15 protein-coding genes and 1 pseudogene are annotated in these 16,367 nt (G+C 69.9%); 9 read left to right on the top strand and 7 right to left on the bottom strand.

Translation table 11 applies throughout. The features are described 5' to 3' along the window. Both C0461_RS09555 and C0461_RS09550 read right to left on the bottom strand, forming a co-directional pair. A pseudogene (locus C0461_RS09555) lies at positions 1-431 on the bottom strand (F0F1 ATP synthase subunit alpha); the annotation flags it as partial. Between the two features lie 69 nt (positions 432-500). After that, complete coding sequence (locus C0461_RS09550) at positions 501-1,055, bottom strand: F0F1 ATP synthase subunit delta (protein WP_292106181.1); 555 nt, start codon at positions 1,053-1,055, stop codon at positions 501-503. Between the two features lie 292 nt (positions 1,056-1,347). On the opposite strand from C0461_RS09550, the gene C0461_RS09545 reads away from it, so the two are divergent. Further along, positions 1,348-2,145 (top strand): TerC family protein, encoded by a 798-nt coding sequence (locus C0461_RS09545; protein WP_292106180.1) that lies wholly within the window; start codon positions 1,348-1,350, stop codon positions 2,143-2,145. Positions 2,146-2,154: 9 nt separating this feature from the next. Here the strand turns inward: C0461_RS09545 and C0461_RS09540 are convergent, their stop codons facing one another. Next, positions 2,155-4,317, bottom strand: coding sequence for a primosomal protein N' (locus tag C0461_RS09540; protein ID WP_292106176.1), 2,163 nt, complete (start codon positions 4,315-4,317; stop codon positions 2,155-2,157). A 45-nt stretch (positions 4,318-4,362) separates the two neighbouring features. Between C0461_RS09540 and fsa the strand changes: the two genes are divergently transcribed. From fsa to C0461_RS09515, 5 genes are read left to right on the top strand one after another with little or no spacing between them, the layout of a single operon-like run. After that, complete coding sequence (gene fsa, locus C0461_RS09535) at positions 4,363-5,016, top strand: fructose-6-phosphate aldolase (RefSeq protein WP_021696672.1); 654 nt, start codon at positions 4,363-4,365, stop codon at positions 5,014-5,016. Positions 5,017-5,049: 33 nt separating this feature from the next. Beyond that, positions 5,050-5,742, top strand: a complete 693-nt coding sequence (locus tag C0461_RS09530) for a DUF484 family protein (RefSeq protein WP_292106173.1) — start codon at positions 5,050-5,052, stop codon at positions 5,740-5,742. Continuing rightward, positions 5,724-6,653: a tyrosine recombinase XerC gene (locus C0461_RS09525; protein ID WP_292106170.1), complete on the top strand. Its 930-nt coding sequence runs from the start codon at positions 5,724-5,726 to the stop codon at positions 6,651-6,653. The genes C0461_RS09530 and C0461_RS09525 overlap by 19 nt, the downstream gene beginning before the upstream one ends. Positions 6,654-6,686: 33 nt before the next feature. Then, on the top strand, positions 6,687-7,673 hold the full coding sequence (locus tag C0461_RS09520; protein WP_292106167.1) for a retroviral-like aspartic protease family protein: 987 nt from the start codon (positions 6,687-6,689) through the stop codon (positions 7,671-7,673). 5 nt (positions 7,674-7,678) lie between these two features. Beyond that, on the top strand, positions 7,679-8,665 hold the full coding sequence (locus C0461_RS09515; RefSeq protein ID WP_292106166.1) for a retroviral-like aspartic protease family protein: 987 nt from the start codon (positions 7,679-7,681) through the stop codon (positions 8,663-8,665). On the opposite strand, the gene C0461_RS09510 is transcribed toward C0461_RS09515, so the two are convergent. The 4 genes from C0461_RS09510 to C0461_RS09495 are packed head-to-tail and all read right to left on the bottom strand — an operon-like array spanning position 8,643 to position 12,707. Next, positions 8,643-9,770 carry an NAD(P)/FAD-dependent oxidoreductase gene (locus tag C0461_RS09510; RefSeq protein WP_292106187.1) on the bottom strand — a complete coding sequence of 376 codons (1,128 nt, stop codon included), beginning with the start codon at positions 9,768-9,770 and terminating at the stop codon, positions 8,643-8,645. The genes C0461_RS09515 and C0461_RS09510 overlap by 23 nt on opposite strands. Continuing rightward, positions 9,767-10,759: a KpsF/GutQ family sugar-phosphate isomerase gene (locus tag C0461_RS09505; protein ID WP_292106164.1), complete on the bottom strand. Its 993-nt coding sequence runs from the start codon at positions 10,757-10,759 to the stop codon at positions 9,767-9,769. The genes C0461_RS09510 and C0461_RS09505 overlap by 4 nt, the downstream gene beginning before the upstream one ends. Before the next feature lie 30 nt (positions 10,760-10,789). Continuing rightward, positions 10,790-11,512, bottom strand: a complete 723-nt coding sequence (locus C0461_RS09500) for a 3-deoxy-manno-octulosonate cytidylyltransferase (RefSeq protein WP_292106162.1) — start codon at positions 11,510-11,512, stop codon at positions 10,790-10,792. 37 nt (positions 11,513-11,549) lie between these two features. Further along, complete coding sequence (locus C0461_RS09495) at positions 11,550-12,707, bottom strand: serine hydrolase (RefSeq protein ID WP_292106161.1); 1,158 nt, start codon at positions 12,705-12,707, stop codon at positions 11,550-11,552. Between the two features lie 394 nt (positions 12,708-13,101). On the opposite strand from C0461_RS09495, the gene C0461_RS09490 reads away from it, so the two are divergent. The 3 genes from C0461_RS09490 to C0461_RS09480 form a co-directional block, all read left to right on the top strand. After that, positions 13,102-13,422, top strand: coding sequence for a hypothetical protein (locus C0461_RS09490; RefSeq protein WP_021696683.1), 321 nt, complete (start codon positions 13,102-13,104; stop codon positions 13,420-13,422). A gap of 123 nt (positions 13,423-13,545) precedes the next feature. Next, on the top strand, positions 13,546-15,564 hold the full coding sequence (locus C0461_RS09485) for an AsmA family protein (protein WP_292106184.1): 2,019 nt from the start codon (positions 13,546-13,548) through the stop codon (positions 15,562-15,564). 90 nt (positions 15,565-15,654) lie between these two features. Further along, positions 15,655-16,367 (top strand): alpha/beta hydrolase (locus C0461_RS09480; protein WP_292106156.1); only part of this gene is annotated, 713 nt, incomplete at its 3' end.

Genomic DNA, 16,367 nt, shown 5'->3' with positions numbered 1-16,367 from the left:
TGCACCGACTTGCGGGGGATGATGCCCGGCGCCTTGACGTCGACACGGCGGCGCTCGGTGAACTGGATCGGGCCCTTGCCGTCGATCGGCTCGCCCAGCGGGTTGACGACGCGGCCCAGCAGGCCCTTGCCGACCGGCACGTCCACGATCTCGCCCAGACGACGGACCTCGTCGCCCTCGGCGATCTGGTTGTCCTGGCCGAAGATCACGGCGCCGACGTTGTCGCGCTCCAGGTTCAGGGCCATGCCCTTCACGCCGGCCTTGGGGAACTCGATCATCTCGCCGGCCTGGACATTGTCCAGACCATGGATGCGGGCGATGCCGTCGCCGACCGACAGCACCTGGCCGACGTCGCTGACATCGGCTTCAACGCCGAAATTGGCGATCTGCGACTTGAGGATGGCCGAGATTTCGGCGGCGCGGATGTCCATGGCTGCTCTTTCGGTTTTCGTCCTGGGCGGGCTTTTGGGCCCGGCTTGTCTCTAAAAGGATATTTTCGGTCAGGCTCGGCGAAGGGCGAACTTCATCTGGTCGAGCTTGGTCTTCAGCGAGGCGTCGTAAAGCTTCGAGCCCACCTTGACCTTGAGACCGCCCAGAAGCGCCGGATCGACGCGAGCGGTCAGTTCGGGGTCGCGGCCCAGGGCGCCCTTCAGAGCGGCCTTGACGGCGCTGATCTGTTTGGCGGCCAGCGGCTTGGCCGAAACCACCTCGGCGGACACCACGCCGGTGTGGCGGGCGTAGAGGGCCTCAAAGGCGGCCATCGCGCCGGTCAGGTCCGCAGCGCGCCCGTTGGCGGCCATCAGGCCCAGGAAATTCTTCGTGGTCCGGTCGAACTGAGCCTTGTCGGCAATCGCCTCCAGACCCTTCTGCTGGTCCTCCACCGGAATCACCGGCGAGGTGGCCAGACGGCGCAGGTCGGCGCTCTCGATCCAGGCGGCCTTCAGGCTGCGCAGGTCATCGCGCACGGCGTCCAGCCGCTTGTTTTCATTGGCGAGATCGAACAACGCCTGAGCGTAGCGTTCGCCGACTTCCGTCGATCTGAAATCTTCAGCCACTTGTAATGTCCGCCGGGTCGAAGCGTTTGGGTCGTCGCCGGAACGGGGTCGCTCCGGCCAAAGGCTTGGATTGCTTGATGAAAGCACGCAGGGGCGAGATCCGTCCGAACCCCGCCTCTGGCAAGCCGGGCGCCTGTTAGCATGGGCCTCGCCGCCCCGCAACCGAGGCGGGGCGCCGCATCCGGCTCTAGCCGCGAAATCGGGAACCCGGATGCACTGGTGACATTGTCTTCGCCTTGGTATCCCAACCGCCTGGAGCGCACTTCTGCGCCCGACCGGAACCTCGACCCCGATGGAAGATCTTTCTTCTTACCTCCTCTCCCTGCTGGCCGACCCGACGGCCTGGGCCGCCCTCATCACCCTTATTGTGATGGAGGTGGTGCTGGGGATCGACAATCTGATCTTCATCTCCATCCTGTCCAACAAGCTGCCCGCAGAGCATCGCTCGCGGGTGCGGCGCATCGGCATCTCCCTGGCCCTGGTCATGCGCCTGGTGCTGCTGTCCACCATCGCCTGGATCGTGACCCTGACCGCGCCGCTGTTCAGCGTGTTCGGCAACGAATTCTCGTGGAAGGACATCATCCTGATCGCGGGCGGCCTGTTCCTGGTCTGGAAGGCCACCAAGGAAATCCACCACTCAGTGGATCCCGCGGCCGGCGACCACCTGCTGGAAAAGGACAAGGCCGACGTGGTCATCAGCAATATCGGCGGGGCGATCTTCCAGATCATCCTGCTGGATCTGGTGTTCTCCATCGACTCCATCCTGACCGCGGTGGGCATGACCGAACACCTGCCGATCATGGTCATCGCCGTTCTGGTGGCGATTGCGGTGATGCTGCTGGCGGCCGACCCGCTGGGCGAGTTCATTCACAAGAACCCCACCGTGGTCATGCTGGCGCTGGGCTTCCTGCTGATGATCGGCATGGTCCTTATCGCCGAGGGCTTCGGCGCCCATGTGCCCAAGGGCTACATCTATGCGGCCATGGCCTTCTCCGCCGGGGTCGAGGCCCTGAACATGTGGCAGCGAAAGTCGCAGGAGAAAAAGGCCGCGGCCGCGGCGGCGTCCCATGGCGGCGATCCGGGCATCTGAGGACGCCCCCTACAGGAAACTGTAGGGGTCCACGTCCACTGACAGGCGCACCGAGGACGGAATCTTCACCCGCGCCAGCCAGGCGCGCAGGAAGGCCTGAAGGTCCACGTCCCGGTCGGCCCGGACCAGCAGCCGCTTCCTGCGCCGCCCGCGCACCAGCGCCAGCGGGGCGTCGGCGGGGCCGTAGACTTCCAATCGCTCGGCATTGGGAATGGCGGCGGCCAGATCGGCGGCCGCCTTCTCCACCGCCTCGGCCTTCTCGCCGGACAGGATCAGCGCCGCCAGACGACCGTGGGGCGGCAGGGACGCGGCCTCGCGCTCGGCGATCTCGGTCTGCATGAACGCCTCCCGGTCCCCCGCCGCGAGGGCCTGAAGCACCGGATGCTCCGGGGTCCACGTCTGCAGCAGGGCCCGCCCCGGCCGGTCCGCGCGCCCCGCCCGGCCCGTGGCCTGGGTCAGCAGCTGGAAGGTGCGCTCGGCCGCGCGCAGGTCGCCGCCCCGCAGGCCCAGGTCGGCGTCCACCACCCCCACCAGCGTCAGGCGGGGAAAGTTGTGCCCCTTCGCCGCCGCTTGGGTGGCCACCAGAATATCGATGCCGCCCTCGGCCATGGTCTCGATCAGGGCCCGGGCGCTCTTGCCGTCGGGCACGGTGTCGGAGCTGAACACCGCCGTGCGGGCATCGGGGAACAGGCCGCGCACCTCCTCCTCCACCCGCTCCACGCCCGGGCCGACAGGCACCAGGGTGTCCGCCGCGCCGCAAGCGGGGCAGGTCTTGGGCTTGGCCATGGAGAAGCCGGTCAGGTGGCACACCAGCCGCCCGGTGTAGCGATGCTCCACCAGCCAGGAATCCGTATCCGGCGCCGTCAGCCGGTGCCCGCAGGCGCGGCACAGCACCACCGGCGCATAGCCCCGCCGGTTCAGGAACAGCAGCACCTGCTCGCCCCGGCCAAGGGTCTCGATCATGGCCTCGCGCAGGGGCTGGGACAGCCAGGTCTGGGGGTCGGGCGGGGCCTGCCGCAGGTCGATCAGGGCGATGGACGGCATCACCGCCGCCCCGTGCCGCGCCGACAGCCTGAGCCAGCCGTAGCGGCCCTGCCGCGCATTGGTCAGGGTCTCCAGAGACGGGGTGGCCGAGGCCAGCACCACCGCCGCGCTTTCGATCCGCGCGCGCGCCACCGCCAGATCGCGGGCGTGATAGATCAGCCCCTCCTCCTGCTTGAAGGACCCGTCGTGCTCCTCGTCCACCACGATCAGGCGCAGATTGACGAAGGGCAGGAACAGGGCCGAGCGCGCCCCCACCACGATGTTGCAGCGCCCCGCGGCCACCGCCTCCCACACCTGACGGCGGCGCGGACCGGGCACGCCGGAATGCCATTCGGCCGGCAGGGCGCCGAAGCGATCGGCGATGCGAGCGATCACGGCCTGGGTCAGGGCGATCTCGGGCAGCAGAATCAGGATCTGGGCGTCGGGCTCGGCCTTCAGCAGCCGGGCCATGGCCTCCAGATAGGCCTCGGTCTTGCCCGAGCCGGTGACCCCGTCCAGCAGGAACGGGGCAAAGGCGCGGGTCGCCACCGCCTCGGCCAGCACATCGGCCGCCGCCCCCTGATCCGCATTCAGGGTCGCGGGCGCATGGTCCGGGTCAGGGGCGTCGAACCCGGCCTCGGCCGCGATCTCGATGACCTCCAGCACGCCCTCGTCCGTCAGCCCCTTGACCACCCCCGCCGAGACGCCCGCCGCCCGGGCCAGATCGGCGCCGGTCATGGCCTTGTCGCCCAGCGCCCCCAGCACCGCATCGCGGGCGGGCGTGGCGCGGGCGGGGACGCGGTCGCCCACCCTTCGCACCCGGCGTTCGGGCCGGGGCGGCGGGCTGCGCAGGCCCTTGGTCGCCATGGCCGCCATCTCGCCCGGCGGGCTCAGGGTCCAGCGCGCGGCCCACTCCACGAAAGCCAGGGTTCCGGGCGGCAGCGGCGGGTCGTCCAGCCGATGATCCACCGCCTTCAGCCGACGATTGGACCCGGTCGTCTCGCGCACCTCGGACACGATGCCGCGCACCAGCCGGGGACCCAGCGGGACCGCCACATGATCGCCGGGCGCGAGCGTTAGGCCCTCCGGCGCCTCGTAGTCGAAGGCTTCGGGCACCGGCAGGGGAATCAGGACGGCAGCGAGGATCATCCCGCACGCTCGCACAAGCCGCGATGATCCGCTAAAGGGCGATCCATGAAACTCTTTCTCGACACAGCCGACGTCGCCGTCATCAAGGACATGGTCCCCACCGGCATGGTGGACGGCGTCACCACGAACCCGTCCCTGATCGCCAAATCCGGTCGCAACATCGCCGAGGTCATCGCCGAGATTTGCGCCCTCGTCGAGGGGCCCATTTCCGCCGAGGCCGTGGCCGTGGACTTCGAGACCATGGTCAAGGAAGGCGACAAGCTGGCCGCCATCGCCGACAATGTGGTGGTCAAGCTGCCCCTGACCTGGGACGGGCTGCGCGCGTGCCGCGCCTTCACCGACAAGGGAATCAAGACCAACGTCACCCTGTGCTTCTCGGCGGCCCAGGCCATGCTGGCGGCCAAGGCCGGCGCCACCTTCATCTCGCCCTTCGTGGGCCGGCTTGAGGATCACGGCGCGGACGGCATCGGCCTGCTGGAGGAAATCCGCGTCCTTTACGACGTGCACGGCTTCGAGACCGAAATCCTCGCCGCCTCCCTGCGAAATCCGGCCCACGTCTCGGCCGCGGCCCTGGCCGGCGCTGACGCCGCGACCCTGCCGCCGGACGTTTTGAAGGCCCTGGTCAAGCATCCCTTAACCGACAAGGGGCTTGATCAATTCTTGGCCGACTGGGGCAAGACGGGACAATCCATCCTGTAGTCCCGTCCGGCTTCATTCGAGCCGGAGATCGTCGTGAGCGGCGCACAGGAATCCATCGAAACGGACAAGGCCACGGGTCTTCACTGGCCCGAGGTGCGCGCATGGGTGCAGGCCAACGCCGATCTTCTGACCCATGACCGGGCCCTGCTGGAAGAGCTGGGCCTGAAGACCACGGGGCCGAATGTGGTGGAGTTCGGCCGCGCCGCCCTGACGCGCCTCGAAACCCTCATCGAGCGGGAGTCGGGCGCCCGGCGCCAGATCGAGGCGGTGGCCCGCGCCAATTTCGCCGCCCAGACCCAGACCCATGTGTCGGTGCTGGACCTGATGGAGTCGCGCAATCACTCCGACCTGGCCCGGCGGCTCGACGCGGCGGCACAGGCCCGCTTCGGTCTGGCGGGCGCGGCCATCGCGCTGGAGAAGCCCGGCGGCGTGCCGTTCGGCTGGCGAGTGCTGGAGGCTGGCGCGGTGGACGGTCTGGTGGGCGCCGACGGACTGGCCTGGCTGGGGCCCAATTTCGACGGGCTCGACCTGTTCGGCGGCCCCGAGGACGAGGTGCGCAGCGTCGCCCTGATCCGCATGGCCCCGTGGTCGCCGTCCCGGCCTGCCCTGTGCGCCTTCGGCTCGCCGGAGCCCGAGGGCTTCACCCCCGCCATGGGCTGCGAACTGGTGTCCTTCCTGACCCGGGTGGTGGAGCGCATGGCCGAGCGATGGCCCATCCTCAACTGACCGCCGATCAGGCCCTGACCGCGTGGCTGGAGCATCTGGCCCACGAGCGGCGGCTGTCGCCCCGCACGCTGGAGGCGTATGGCCACATCGGCCGCCATTACATCGGGTTTCTGGGACGGCACCGGGGCGAGACGCTGGCCATCGCCGATCTGGGCACGGTGACGGCGGCGGAGGTGCGCGCCCATCTGGCCGAGCGGCGCACGGGCGAAAGGCCGCTGAACGCCCGGTCGCTGAACCAGACCCTGGCGGGCATCCGCAGCCTGCATGATTTCCTCGACCGGCGCTGCGGCGTCCCCGCCCCCCAGATCGCCCTGGTCAGGGGCCCGCGCGCCAGACCGTCCCTGCCACGCCCGGTCAGCGAGGATCAGGCGCGCGGCCTGATGGCCGAGCCCGAAACCGACACCGATCTGCAGCCGTGGGAAGCCGCGCGGGACCGGGCGGTGCTGACCCTGCTCTACGGCTGCGGCCTGCGCATCTCGGAGGGGCTCAGCCTGACCCGCGCCGACGCGCCCCTGCCCGAGACCCTGCGCATCACCGGCAAGGGCGGCAAGACCCGGCTGGTCCCGGTCCTGCCCGCCGTGCGCGAGGCGGTGGACGCCTATGTGGCCGCCGCACCCTTTCCCCTGTCGGCGGCCGAGCCCCTGTTTCGCGCCCGGCGCGGGGGGCCGTTGAGCCCCCGCCACGTGCAGGCCACGGTCCAGCGGCTGCGCGGTCGGCTGGGCCTGCCCGCCTCGGCCACGCCCCACGCCCTGCGCCACAGCTTCGCCACCCATCTGCTGGGCGCCGGGGCCGATCTGCGCTCCATCCAGGAACTGCTGGGGCACGCCTCCCTGTCCACCACCCAGAAATACGCTGCGGTGAACGCCGATCACCTTCTCGGGGCCTATGCACGGGCCCATCCCCGGGCCTAACGTCGGTTTTCCGCTGGGGGGCGGGAGGGGCGCATGCGCCTGACGAGACGATCCGCACTGACGGGTCTGGCGGGGGCCGCCCTGGCGCCCACGCCCACGCTCGCGCGGACTCAGGCGGTGGAAGGGGCGGGTCCTGACGAGCCGCCGCCCATTGATCCGACCGCGCTGCAGACCCTGTCCAATCTGGTCACGCGCATGGCGGTGCCGGTGCAGATCGCCGGCCAGGGTTCGTTCCACTTCGTCATCGACACGGGCGCGACCCGCACCACCCTTTCACGGGAACTGGCCGAGAGCCTGAACCTGCCGCCCGGACCGGAGGTGGTGGTGCATGGCGTCGTCAGCGCCGAGCGCGCGGCGACCGTCGTCGTGCCCCGGCTGGATTTCGCCAGCAGCCGGATGCCCAACCTGATCGCGCCCGTCTTCCCCCGCGCCCGCCTGGGTGTCGACGGCCTGCTGGGCGTGGACGTGCTGGGCGACTATCGGCTGGTTTTCGACATGGCGGGGGAACGGGTCTCTCTGCTGCGCTCGCCCCGGGCGGCCTACGTTCAGCGCATGGACGTGGACGTCAGTCGCCTGAACCGGGCCAACGAGCTGCGCGGGCATCGGGAGTACGGGCAGCTGACCGTGACCGATGTGGCCGCCGACGGGGTCGATGTGACAGCCTTCATCGACAGCGGCGCCCAGCACTCCATCGGCAACATGGCTCTTTTCAACTCTGTGGCCGTCCAGCGGCCATCCCTTCGTGACCAGGTGTGGGAGACGCCCATCATGGGGGTGACGGGCCAGACCACCACCGGTCGACTGGCCTATGTGCGGTCCCTGCGCCTGGGGTCGGCGCGCGTGCAGGACCTTCCGGTGCTGTTCGCGGACCTGCACGCCTTCGACGTATGGCGTCTGACCGAGACCCCGGCCTTGCTGATGGGGGCCGACATCCTGGGCATGTTCCGCAGCGTGACCATGGATTACGGCCAGATGCGCATGGTGTTCGGATCAAGGCTCACGCGGCGGGGGGATGGATAGCAACCATGTCCCTGACCAGACGAAAGGCGGCGACGGGACTGGCGCTTCTCGGGGGCTTCACCGCTTTCGGGCGACCCGTCGCGGCCCGGGTCCCGCCTGTTCCCCGGCACGCCCCGGCCGAGCCCGCCCTGGCCCTGACGGTGATTCCCAATCTGATCACCCGCATGGCCGTGCAGGTGATGATCGGCGACGCCGGGCCCTATCGGTTCGTGGTGGACACCGGAGCGGGGCGCACCTCCATATCCGGAGAGCTTGCCGCAGAACTGGGCCTGGCGCCGGGGCCGCCTGTGATTGTGCACAGCATCCTGGATTCCGAAGTGACGCCGACGGCGCGGGCGCCCAGCCTGTCGGTGGCCGACATCCACGCTCGCGATCTGGTCATGCCCGTCTTCAGCCGCGCCCGTCTGGGCGTCGATGGATTGCTGGGCCTGGACGTGCTGGACGACCGGCGTCTGGTCTTCGATATCCTTGGCGAGGAATTGCACATCACGCCCACCGGCTCACGCCATCTACAGGCGCCGCGAAGCCGCCTGGGCGTGAGCGACGAGGCCGAGGTTCTGCGCGGACAACGGTGGTTCGGAGGACTGACCATGATCCAGGGTCGCGCCGATCGGGCGCAGGTTTCTGCGGTTCTGGACACCGGCGCCCAGTACTCCATCGGCAACCGGGCGCTCTACAATTCGATCGCGGTCCGCCGCCCGGCCACCATACAGCGCGCCATGCCCCTGACTCTTTACGGCGTCGCCGGTCAACCCATGCAAGGCGATCTGGCCACGCTGAACGAGTTGCAGCTGGGCGGCGTCCGGATCACAAGCTTGCCGATCCTGTTCGCGGACCTGCATGTCTTTGACCTTTGGGGGGCTCAGGAGACGCCGACGCTGCTGATGGGCGCGGACATCATGGGACTGTTCAGCCGGATCATTCTCGACTTCGGGAGCAATCAGGTGACCTTCCACACGGCCTCGAGGATCAGGCCGCGGATTCCACTGTAAGCGCGTCCGCCACCGCCTCGCCGATGGCCAGTGAGCTGGTCAGGCCGGGGCTCTCGATGCCGAACAGGGCCATGAGGCCGTTCAGACCATGCACCTCGGCGCCGTCCAGGCGGAAGTCGCCCTGGGGCTCGCCCGGCCCGTGCAGCTTGGGCCGGATGCCGGCGTAGTCGGGGGTCAGGGCGTTCTCGGGCAGGCCCGGCCAGAAACGCCGGATGACCGCCTCGAACGCCTCGGCCCGGGCGGGATCGACGGCGTAGTCCTCGGTCTCCACGAAGGCGAGATCGGGCCCGAACACGGCCTGTCCGCCCAGATCCTTGCGGTAGTGGGTGCCCAGGGCGCCGGGTATGGGCGGCGGATAGACCAGCCGGTCGAACGGCGCCTTGCCCGTCAGTCGGAAATAGACCCCCTTGCCCAGATGCCGCGCGGGAATGGCGCCCGCGGGATAGCGCTCCACCCGCGCCGCAGCGTCCTGGGCGCCAAGGCCCGCCGACAGCACCAGCGACCCCGTGGTCAGCTCGGCCCCGGCCTCGCCCCCCGCGCGCACCCGAAAGCCGCCTTCCGGCAGCGGTTCGGCGGCCTCGAACGGGGTGGCGGCCACCACCGATCCCCCGCCGTCCTCGATCTCGCCCTTCAGGGCCAGCATGTAGCCGTGGCTGTCGAACACCCCGCTTTCGGGCGACAGCAGGGCGCCGTGGCAGGCCAGTTCCGGCTCCAGCGCGCGGACCTGTTCGGCGGTCAGCCGCGCCATGCCCTCCACCTCATTGGCGCGGGCCTGCTCCAGAATGGCGTCCAGCCGCGCCACCTCCTCCGCCGTGGTGGCCACCACCAGCTTGCCGCACTTGCGGTGGTCGATCTTTCGGCTGTCCAGATAGGCCCACAGGGCCCGTCGGCCCTGAACACAGAACCGCGCCTTCAGCGAGCCGGTGGGGTAGTAGAGCCCGCCGTGGACCACCTCCGAGTTGCGCGACGAGATTCCCTGGCCGATATCGGCCTCGCGCTCCAGCACCAGCACGGTCTGGCCCCGCTTCGCCAGCGCCCGCCCGCAGGCCAGGCCCACAGCGCCGGCGCCCACCACCACCGCATCGAAATCGAAGGAGGTGCTCAGCTGACGTACCCCGCCTGGATCAGCTCGGCGATGTGGGCCACCGCCACGGGGCGGCGGTCGTCCACCACGAACAGATTGGCGATCTTGTTGGCGGCCAGCAGGTCGATGACCTCGCTCATGCGCGCATCGGGCGTCACGGTGATGGGATCGCGGCTCATGATGTCGGCGGCCTTCAGGCTGGCGATATCGCGCAGGAAGGCCCGGCGCACGTCGCCGTCGGTGATCATGCCGATCAGGCGGCCGTCGGGCGCCGTGATGGCCACGCAGCCCTGACGCCCCTTGGTGATGGCCGAGACCACCTCGGCGAAGGCCGCCCCCTCGGGCAGAGTCGCGGGGGGCTCGCGCTTGTCGCCCACCCACTCGCTGACCCGCTGCAGCCGCATCCCCAGCGACCCGCCCGGATGCCGCACGCCGAAGTCTTCCGCGGTGAAGCCGCGCTGGTCCATCAGCACCATGGCCAGGGCGTCGCCCAGCGCCAGGGTCATCAGGGTCGAGGTGGTGGGCGCCAGATTGTTGGGGCACGCCTCGGCCACCCGCGGCATCACCAGGGGCACGGTGGACATGCGGTGCAGGAAGCTGCCCTCGCGCTGGGTCACGCCGATCACCGGAATATGGTGCCGCTGGCAGAACAGCAGCGGATCACGCAGTTCGCGGCTTTCTCCCGACGAGGAGATGGCCAGAAGGGTGCAGTCCTCGCGCAGCATGCCCAGATCGCCGTGGCTCATCTCGGCCGGGTGCACGAAGAAGGCGTTGGTGCCGGTGGACGCCAGGGTGGCGGCGATCTTGCCGCCGATATGGCCCGACTTGCCCATGCCCGTGACCACCAGATAGCCGGGCCGGCCAAGGATCACGCGGCACGCCTCAACCAGCGGCTCGCCGAGGCTGTCGCTCAGGGCGGCCAGCGCCTCAATGTTCAGGGCCATCACCTCGCGGGCGCGAGCCAGCATGGCCTCGTCGCCCCGGTGGCTGTCGTGAGTGTGCGTGTTCATGGACATGGGCCATAGCCCATCGGGGCCGGTTCAGGCCAGCTTTCGCGCCGCCTCCAGATCCGCCGGATTGTCCACCGACAGGGGCGCTTCGTCGATCACGGCGGCCCAGATGTTCAGGCCCATCTCCAGCGCGCGCAACTGCTCCAGCTTCTCCCGGCGCTCCAGGGGCGAGGGCGGAGCGGCGCAGAAGGCCTCCAGCGCGGCGCGCCGGTAGCCGTAGACTCCCACGTGCCGCCACACCGGCCCGTCGCCGTACAGGGTGGAGCGCGTGAAATAGAGCGCCCGTCCGCTGCGTCCGGTCTCGTCCAGCGCCAGCACCGCCTTGACCACGTCGGGATTGGCCCGGTCCTCCGGCCCCGCCTCGGGCGCGACCAGGGTGGCGATGTCGCACGACGGCTCGCGCGCCATCAGATCGGCGCACAGGCGGCTGATGGTCGGATCGGCGAAGGGCATGTCGCCCTGCAGGTTGATGACCACGTCGTGCGCCCCGTTGGGGTCGATGGCGTCCAGGGCCGCCCGGATGCGGTCCGATCCCGAGGGCAGATCCGGATCGGTCAGGACGGCGCGGCCGCCCGCAGCCTCAACCGCCTGCACGATCTCCATGTCGCCTGCGGCGACCGCCGCCGGCAGGCCCGAGGCCGCCGCGGCCTCCCAGGCGCGCACGATCATGGGTTTGCCGCCGATGTCCGCGAGCGGTTTGTTCGGCAGGCGCGTGGCCGCCATCCGGGCGGGGATCAGGACCAGCGGATTCATGCTCCGGCGCTAGCCCCGATCCGCTCCGCCTGCAAGATCACTCGTCCAGCGCCGCCGCCACCCGCGCCAGAAAGGCGCTGCGGGCCGCCGAACGGGCATTCCCCGTCGCCACCGGCCAGGCCGACAGGATCACCACCACCGCGCGGCGGTCGGGATCGATGTGGATCATCTGTCCGAAGATGCCCCGCGCCGCGAAGGTGCCGTCGTCGAACGTCCACCACTGATAGCCATAGCCCATGCCCGGCGCGCCAATGTCCGCCTGCCTCGAGGTCGCCTCGTCGAACCAGCCGGGCGGTACAATCGAGCGGCCGCCCGCCACCCCGTCTTCCAGCACCAGTTGCCCGATCCGGCTCCAGTCGCGCAGGGACGCCATCAGACAGCAACCGGCGGCTTCCTGCCCGGCCGCGTCCACCATCCAGGCCGCGTCGCGCTCCATGCCGTAGGACCGCCAGATTTTTTCCGACAGATAGTCCGCCAGGGTCCGGCCCGTAGCCCGGCTGACCAGCAGGCCGACGAGATTTGTCTCCCCGGAGCTATAGTGCCAGCGCGCGCCCGGCTCGGCGGACCGGGTCAGCCCGCGCATGTAATGCAGGGTCGGGTCCATGTCCCCGGTGTCCCGGGGCTCGAAGAACCGCGCCACATCCGAATTCGCGTCGGTGTAGTCCTCGTTCCATTCGGCGCCCGAGGTCATGGTCAGCAACTGGCGCACCGTCACCCCGTCATAGGCCCCGCCCGCCAGTTCCGGCAGATAGCGGGTGATGGGCGTCTCAAGGCTCTCGATGTGGCCGTCGGCGATGGCGGCGCCCACCAGGGTCGAGGTCAGGGACTTGGCCACCGAGAACGAAGTCCAGCGCTCCTCCGGCCCGAAGCCCAGCCCATATCGCTCCAGCCGAACCCGTCCGTCCTGAAGCACCAGCAGGCCCGCGACCTTCTCCGCCTCCATGAAGGCGTCCACATCCAGATCCAGCGGCGGGCCAGGCGGCAGGGCGCGAACCTCGCCGCCCGCCGCCACCGTGCGGTGCGGCGTGATCCGCTCCATGGCGCGGAACCCGGCCTCCCGCTCGGCCTGGCTCCAGAACAGCACCTCTGACGGCCGCTCCAGCCGAGGCAGTTCGTCGGAACTCAGCTCCGGCTGCGCGGCGCAGGCTGACAGAGCCAGGGCGGCGGCAAGGCCCGGAATAAGATGACGGCGCATGGAAAGTCCCCTGTTCAGGTCGATCTATAGGCCCGGGGGCGGCGCGCCGGAAGTCGCCGGGACCGGCGTGGCGTCGGCGCGAACGCTGGCCATGACCGGAACCGCACCCGCGCAGCTGGCGACGATCAGCATCAAAAGGGCGGCGAGGGGCTTCATGCCTGCAAGAGGGCCTCGATCGCCGCGGCGGATGCGTGATGACCGCGAATTCACATACTGATCAACAAAATGGCTTTTTCCACAAGGGTGTGCTAAGTGAGTGACACCCCCCGCGGTCCGCATCGACCGCCTCGCATCCCCGGCCCTTTTCGCCGCCTGCGCGCCTGAACCCTGAAGAGGGCGGCCGCGCGACGGTGTCTCCTCCCATGGACCGGCGTCAGACTCGAAAGGACAAACGATGGTCGAAGAAGGCTTCGTTCAACTCTACGTTCGCGATTTCGCCGCCATGGCCGCCCGCGCCGATGGCGGCCAGGACGTGGAGGAGGCGCTGACCCGCCGTGTCCGCGAACTGAAGTCTCACGCCGAACTGATGGACCGTCGCAAGACCCCCGGCCACCAGGCGGCGGTGGCCGAGCGCCTGATCTCTGAGTCCGAACGCACCCACGTGCGTCACGGCCGCATCGGCCCGGATGACGTGGAGGCGCTGGAACGCCGCCGGGACTTCCTGCTGCGCGTCGCTGAAATGCTGCGCGAGGATCAGGCCGAACTGGCCGCCTGACCACTTTTCCCGCCACCAAATCAACGGTGAAGCGTTCCCGGTCGTCATACCCGGGAACACACCGTGAAATTTCCTGACTGGAACCGCCTCAGAGCCGACGCCGCTTCACGCGGTCGTCGGCTTTTGACGTCCGGGCGCTCGCGTTTCCACACGAGCCGCGCTTGGGTCACCGCCAATGACCCCGTCTGGAAGGCCTGGCGCAGGCCGGGCAGGGCGGAGGCGATTTCGGGCGCTGTGGCGGGCGTGCTGGTCCTGGCCGTGGTCCTGACCCTGGCCCTGTTCGACTGGAACCATCTGCGCGGGCCCATCGGCCGCTGGGCCTCGGACAAATACGAGCGCGAGATCAGCATCGACGGCGATCTGGACGTGACCCTGTTCAGCTGGACGCCATCCGTAGCGGTCGAAGATCTGCGCATCGGCGGACCGGCCTGGGCCGAGGAGGACGACACCCTGCGCGTGGCCCGCTTCGAGGGCTCTGCGCGGCTGACCCGGCTCCTCGCGGGTCAGCTGGAGCTGACCCGCGCGGTCGTGATCGAGCCGGAAATCGTGCTCATCGTCCATGAGGACGGCCGCCGCAGCTGGGTCATGGACAACACCGGCCCGGACGAACCCACACGCCTGCCCCTGATCGAGCGTCTTCTGATCCGCGACGGACGGGTGCGGGTGGATGAACAGGGACGGCGCCTTACCCTGGACGCCGCCATCGACGCCCGGGAACTGGCCGAGGGCGTGGGCGATGAGGATGAGCGGTCCGGTTTCCGCCTCCAGGGCGATGGCGCCCTGAACGGCCAACCCCTGACCCTGCGCGTTCTGGGCGAACCCTTTGTCCAGTTGCGCCGGGACCGGCCATGGCGTTTCCGCGCCGAGCTGACCGGCGCCGGCAGCGAACTGAACGCCCGGGGCCAGATCACCCGGCCCTTCGATCTCGGCCATTTCACGGCCGATCTCAGCCTATCCGGCCCCGATCTGGCGAACCTGTACCTGATAACCGGCGTGGTGACGCCCAACACGCCGCCATACAGCCTTGAGGGCGACCTGGCCCGCGACGGCAGTCTGTGGACCTTCAACAATGTCACCGGCGAGGTGGGCGACAGCGATCTGTCCGGCGATGTCAGCGTGGACCGGGTCGACGACCGCCTTCGGGTGGAGGCGGATCTGCGCAGCCGCTCGCTGGATCTGGACGACCTGTTCGCGGTGCTGGGTGCGCCGCCGGACCCGACGGAAACCGCCTCGCCCGAGCAGCGCGCCCGCGCCGGAGCCATGCGCGCCCAGGCCCGCCTGCTTCCCGACGCGCCCCTGCGCACCGAGCGGCTGCGCACCATGGACGGCCGGCTGGACTTCCGCGCCGATGAGGTGAAGCGCAACGAACTGGCCGTCACGGCCGTCAGCCTGGGCGCCGCGCTGGAGGACGGAATCCTGGGCCTGGATCCCATCGCCTTCACCTTCGCCCAGGGCGAGTTGAACGGCACGGCGCGCATCGACGCCACCGGTGATGTCCCGCAGTCCACTGTCGACCTCAGGCTGGCGGGCTATCCGCTGGAGGCCGTCATTCCCGCCCGCAACGGTCAGCCGACGGTCACGGGCCGCGCCCTGGGCCGCGTACAGTTGCAGGGACCGGGCGCCTCCATCGCCGACTTCGCGGCCCGCTCCCGCGGGACCATCACGGTGGTGGTCCCGCAAGGCCGGATGCGCGAGGCTTTCGCCGAACTGCTGGGCATCAATGTCGGGCGCGGGCTGCGCCTGCTGCTGTCCGACGACCAGCGCACCACGCCGATCCGCTGCGCGGTGGCCAGTTTCGATGTCCGGGACGGCATCGGCACGGCCTCGACCTTCATTATCGACACCGATGTGGTGCTGGCCCAGGGGGAAGGGACCCTGAACCTGCGAAACGAACGGCTGGACATCCGCATCGACGGCGAGAGCAAGCGGCCGCGCCTGCTGCGCGTGTGGTCGCCCATCACCGTATCGGGTCCGATCCGGTCCCCTTCGGTGGGCGTGGACGAGGCCGCCATCGCCGGACAGGTGGGCCTGATCGCCGCCCTCGGCGCGCTTGTGGCGCCCGTGGCCGGCGTGCTGGGCCTGATCGAGCCGGGGCTGGCCGAGGACGCCAACTGCGGCGCCCTGATCAGCGAGGCCCGCTAGGTGTATCCTTCGGCCGGGGTCCGGCGCGCGCGACCGCAACCTGCCCCGGGCGCCGTGCGTATCTGAACTGAAGCTTTGACACGGAAACCCATGACCCGACGCGGATTGCTCATGCCCGCCCTGGCCGGCCTCATGGCCGGATGCTCGCCGCTGGGCGCCCTGAACGCCTTGGGCCCCCGCGACGGTGGGGCCGGACGCGTGGCGCGCGACTTGGCCTATGGGTCCGACGAGCGCCAGCGCTTTGACCTGTTCGCCCCCGCCGGCGGGACGCGCCTGCCCGTGGTGGTGTTCTTCTACGGCGGCGGCTGGGATTCCGGCTCAAGGAACGTCTACGGCTGGGCCGCGCAGGCATTGGCGGCGCGCGGTTTCCTGGTGGCCCTGCCTGACTACCGCCTCTCCCCGGACGTCCATTTTCCGGCGTTCATAGAGGATGCAGCCCTGGCCACGGCGGCGGCGGCGGATGTGGCGGCGGGGCATCGCGGCGATCCCGCGCGGCTGGCGGTCAGCGGCCACTCGGCCGGAGCGCATCTGGCCATGATGATCACTCTGGACCGGCGCTACATGGCGAGCGTGGAGCGGCCTGACCTGATCAAGGCTGCGGCGGGGCTGGCGGGGCCCTACGACTTCCTGCCCTTCGACGTGGCCGCCAGCCGGAACGCCTTCGGGCGCACCCCGGACCCGACCCTGACCCAGCCGGTCACCTTCGCCCGGGCCGACGCCCCGCCCGTCTGGCTGGCTCACGGGACCGGGGACAGCACGGTCCACGCCGAGGACTCCGAGATCCTGCACGCCCGCCTGTCCGC

Origin of the sequence: Brevundimonas sp., from assembly GCF_013823285.1 — a bacterium.
Classification (GTDB): Bacteria; Pseudomonadota; Alphaproteobacteria; order Caulobacterales; family Caulobacteraceae; genus Brevundimonas.
This window is presented reverse-complemented; position numbering and strand designations above follow the sequence as displayed.

Excerpts from the sequence above, each read along its gene's own strand:
- C0461_RS09540 (WP_292106176.1), bottom strand. The coding sequence starts at position 4,317 with ATGATCCTCGCTGCCGTCCTGATTCCCCTGCCGGTGCCCGAAGCCTTC.
- C0461_RS09525 (WP_292106170.1), top strand. The coding sequence starts at position 5,724 with ATGGCCCATCCTCAACTGACCGCCGATCAGGCCCTGACCGCGTGGCTG.
- C0461_RS09500 (WP_292106162.1), bottom strand. The coding sequence starts at position 11,512 with ATGAATCCGCTGGTCCTGATCCCCGCCCGGATGGCGGCCACGCGCCTG.
- C0461_RS09495 (WP_292106161.1), bottom strand. The coding sequence starts at position 12,707 with ATGCGCCGTCATCTTATTCCGGGCCTTGCCGCCGCCCTGGCTCTGTCA.
- C0461_RS09515 (WP_292106166.1), top strand. The coding sequence starts at position 7,679 with ATGTCCCTGACCAGACGAAAGGCGGCGACGGGACTGGCGCTTCTCGGG.
- C0461_RS09545 (WP_292106180.1), top strand. The coding sequence starts at position 1,348 with ATGGAAGATCTTTCTTCTTACCTCCTCTCCCTGCTGGCCGACCCGACG.
- C0461_RS09520 (WP_292106167.1), top strand. The coding sequence starts at position 6,687 with ATGCGCCTGACGAGACGATCCGCACTGACGGGTCTGGCGGGGGCCGCC.
- C0461_RS09505 (WP_292106164.1), bottom strand. The coding sequence starts at position 10,759 with ATGAACACGCACACTCACGACAGCCACCGGGGCGACGAGGCCATGCTG.
- fsa (WP_021696672.1), top strand. The coding sequence starts at position 4,363 with ATGAAACTCTTTCTCGACACAGCCGACGTCGCCGTCATCAAGGACATG.
- C0461_RS09490 (WP_021696683.1), top strand. The coding sequence starts at position 13,102 with ATGGTCGAAGAAGGCTTCGTTCAACTCTACGTTCGCGATTTCGCCGCC.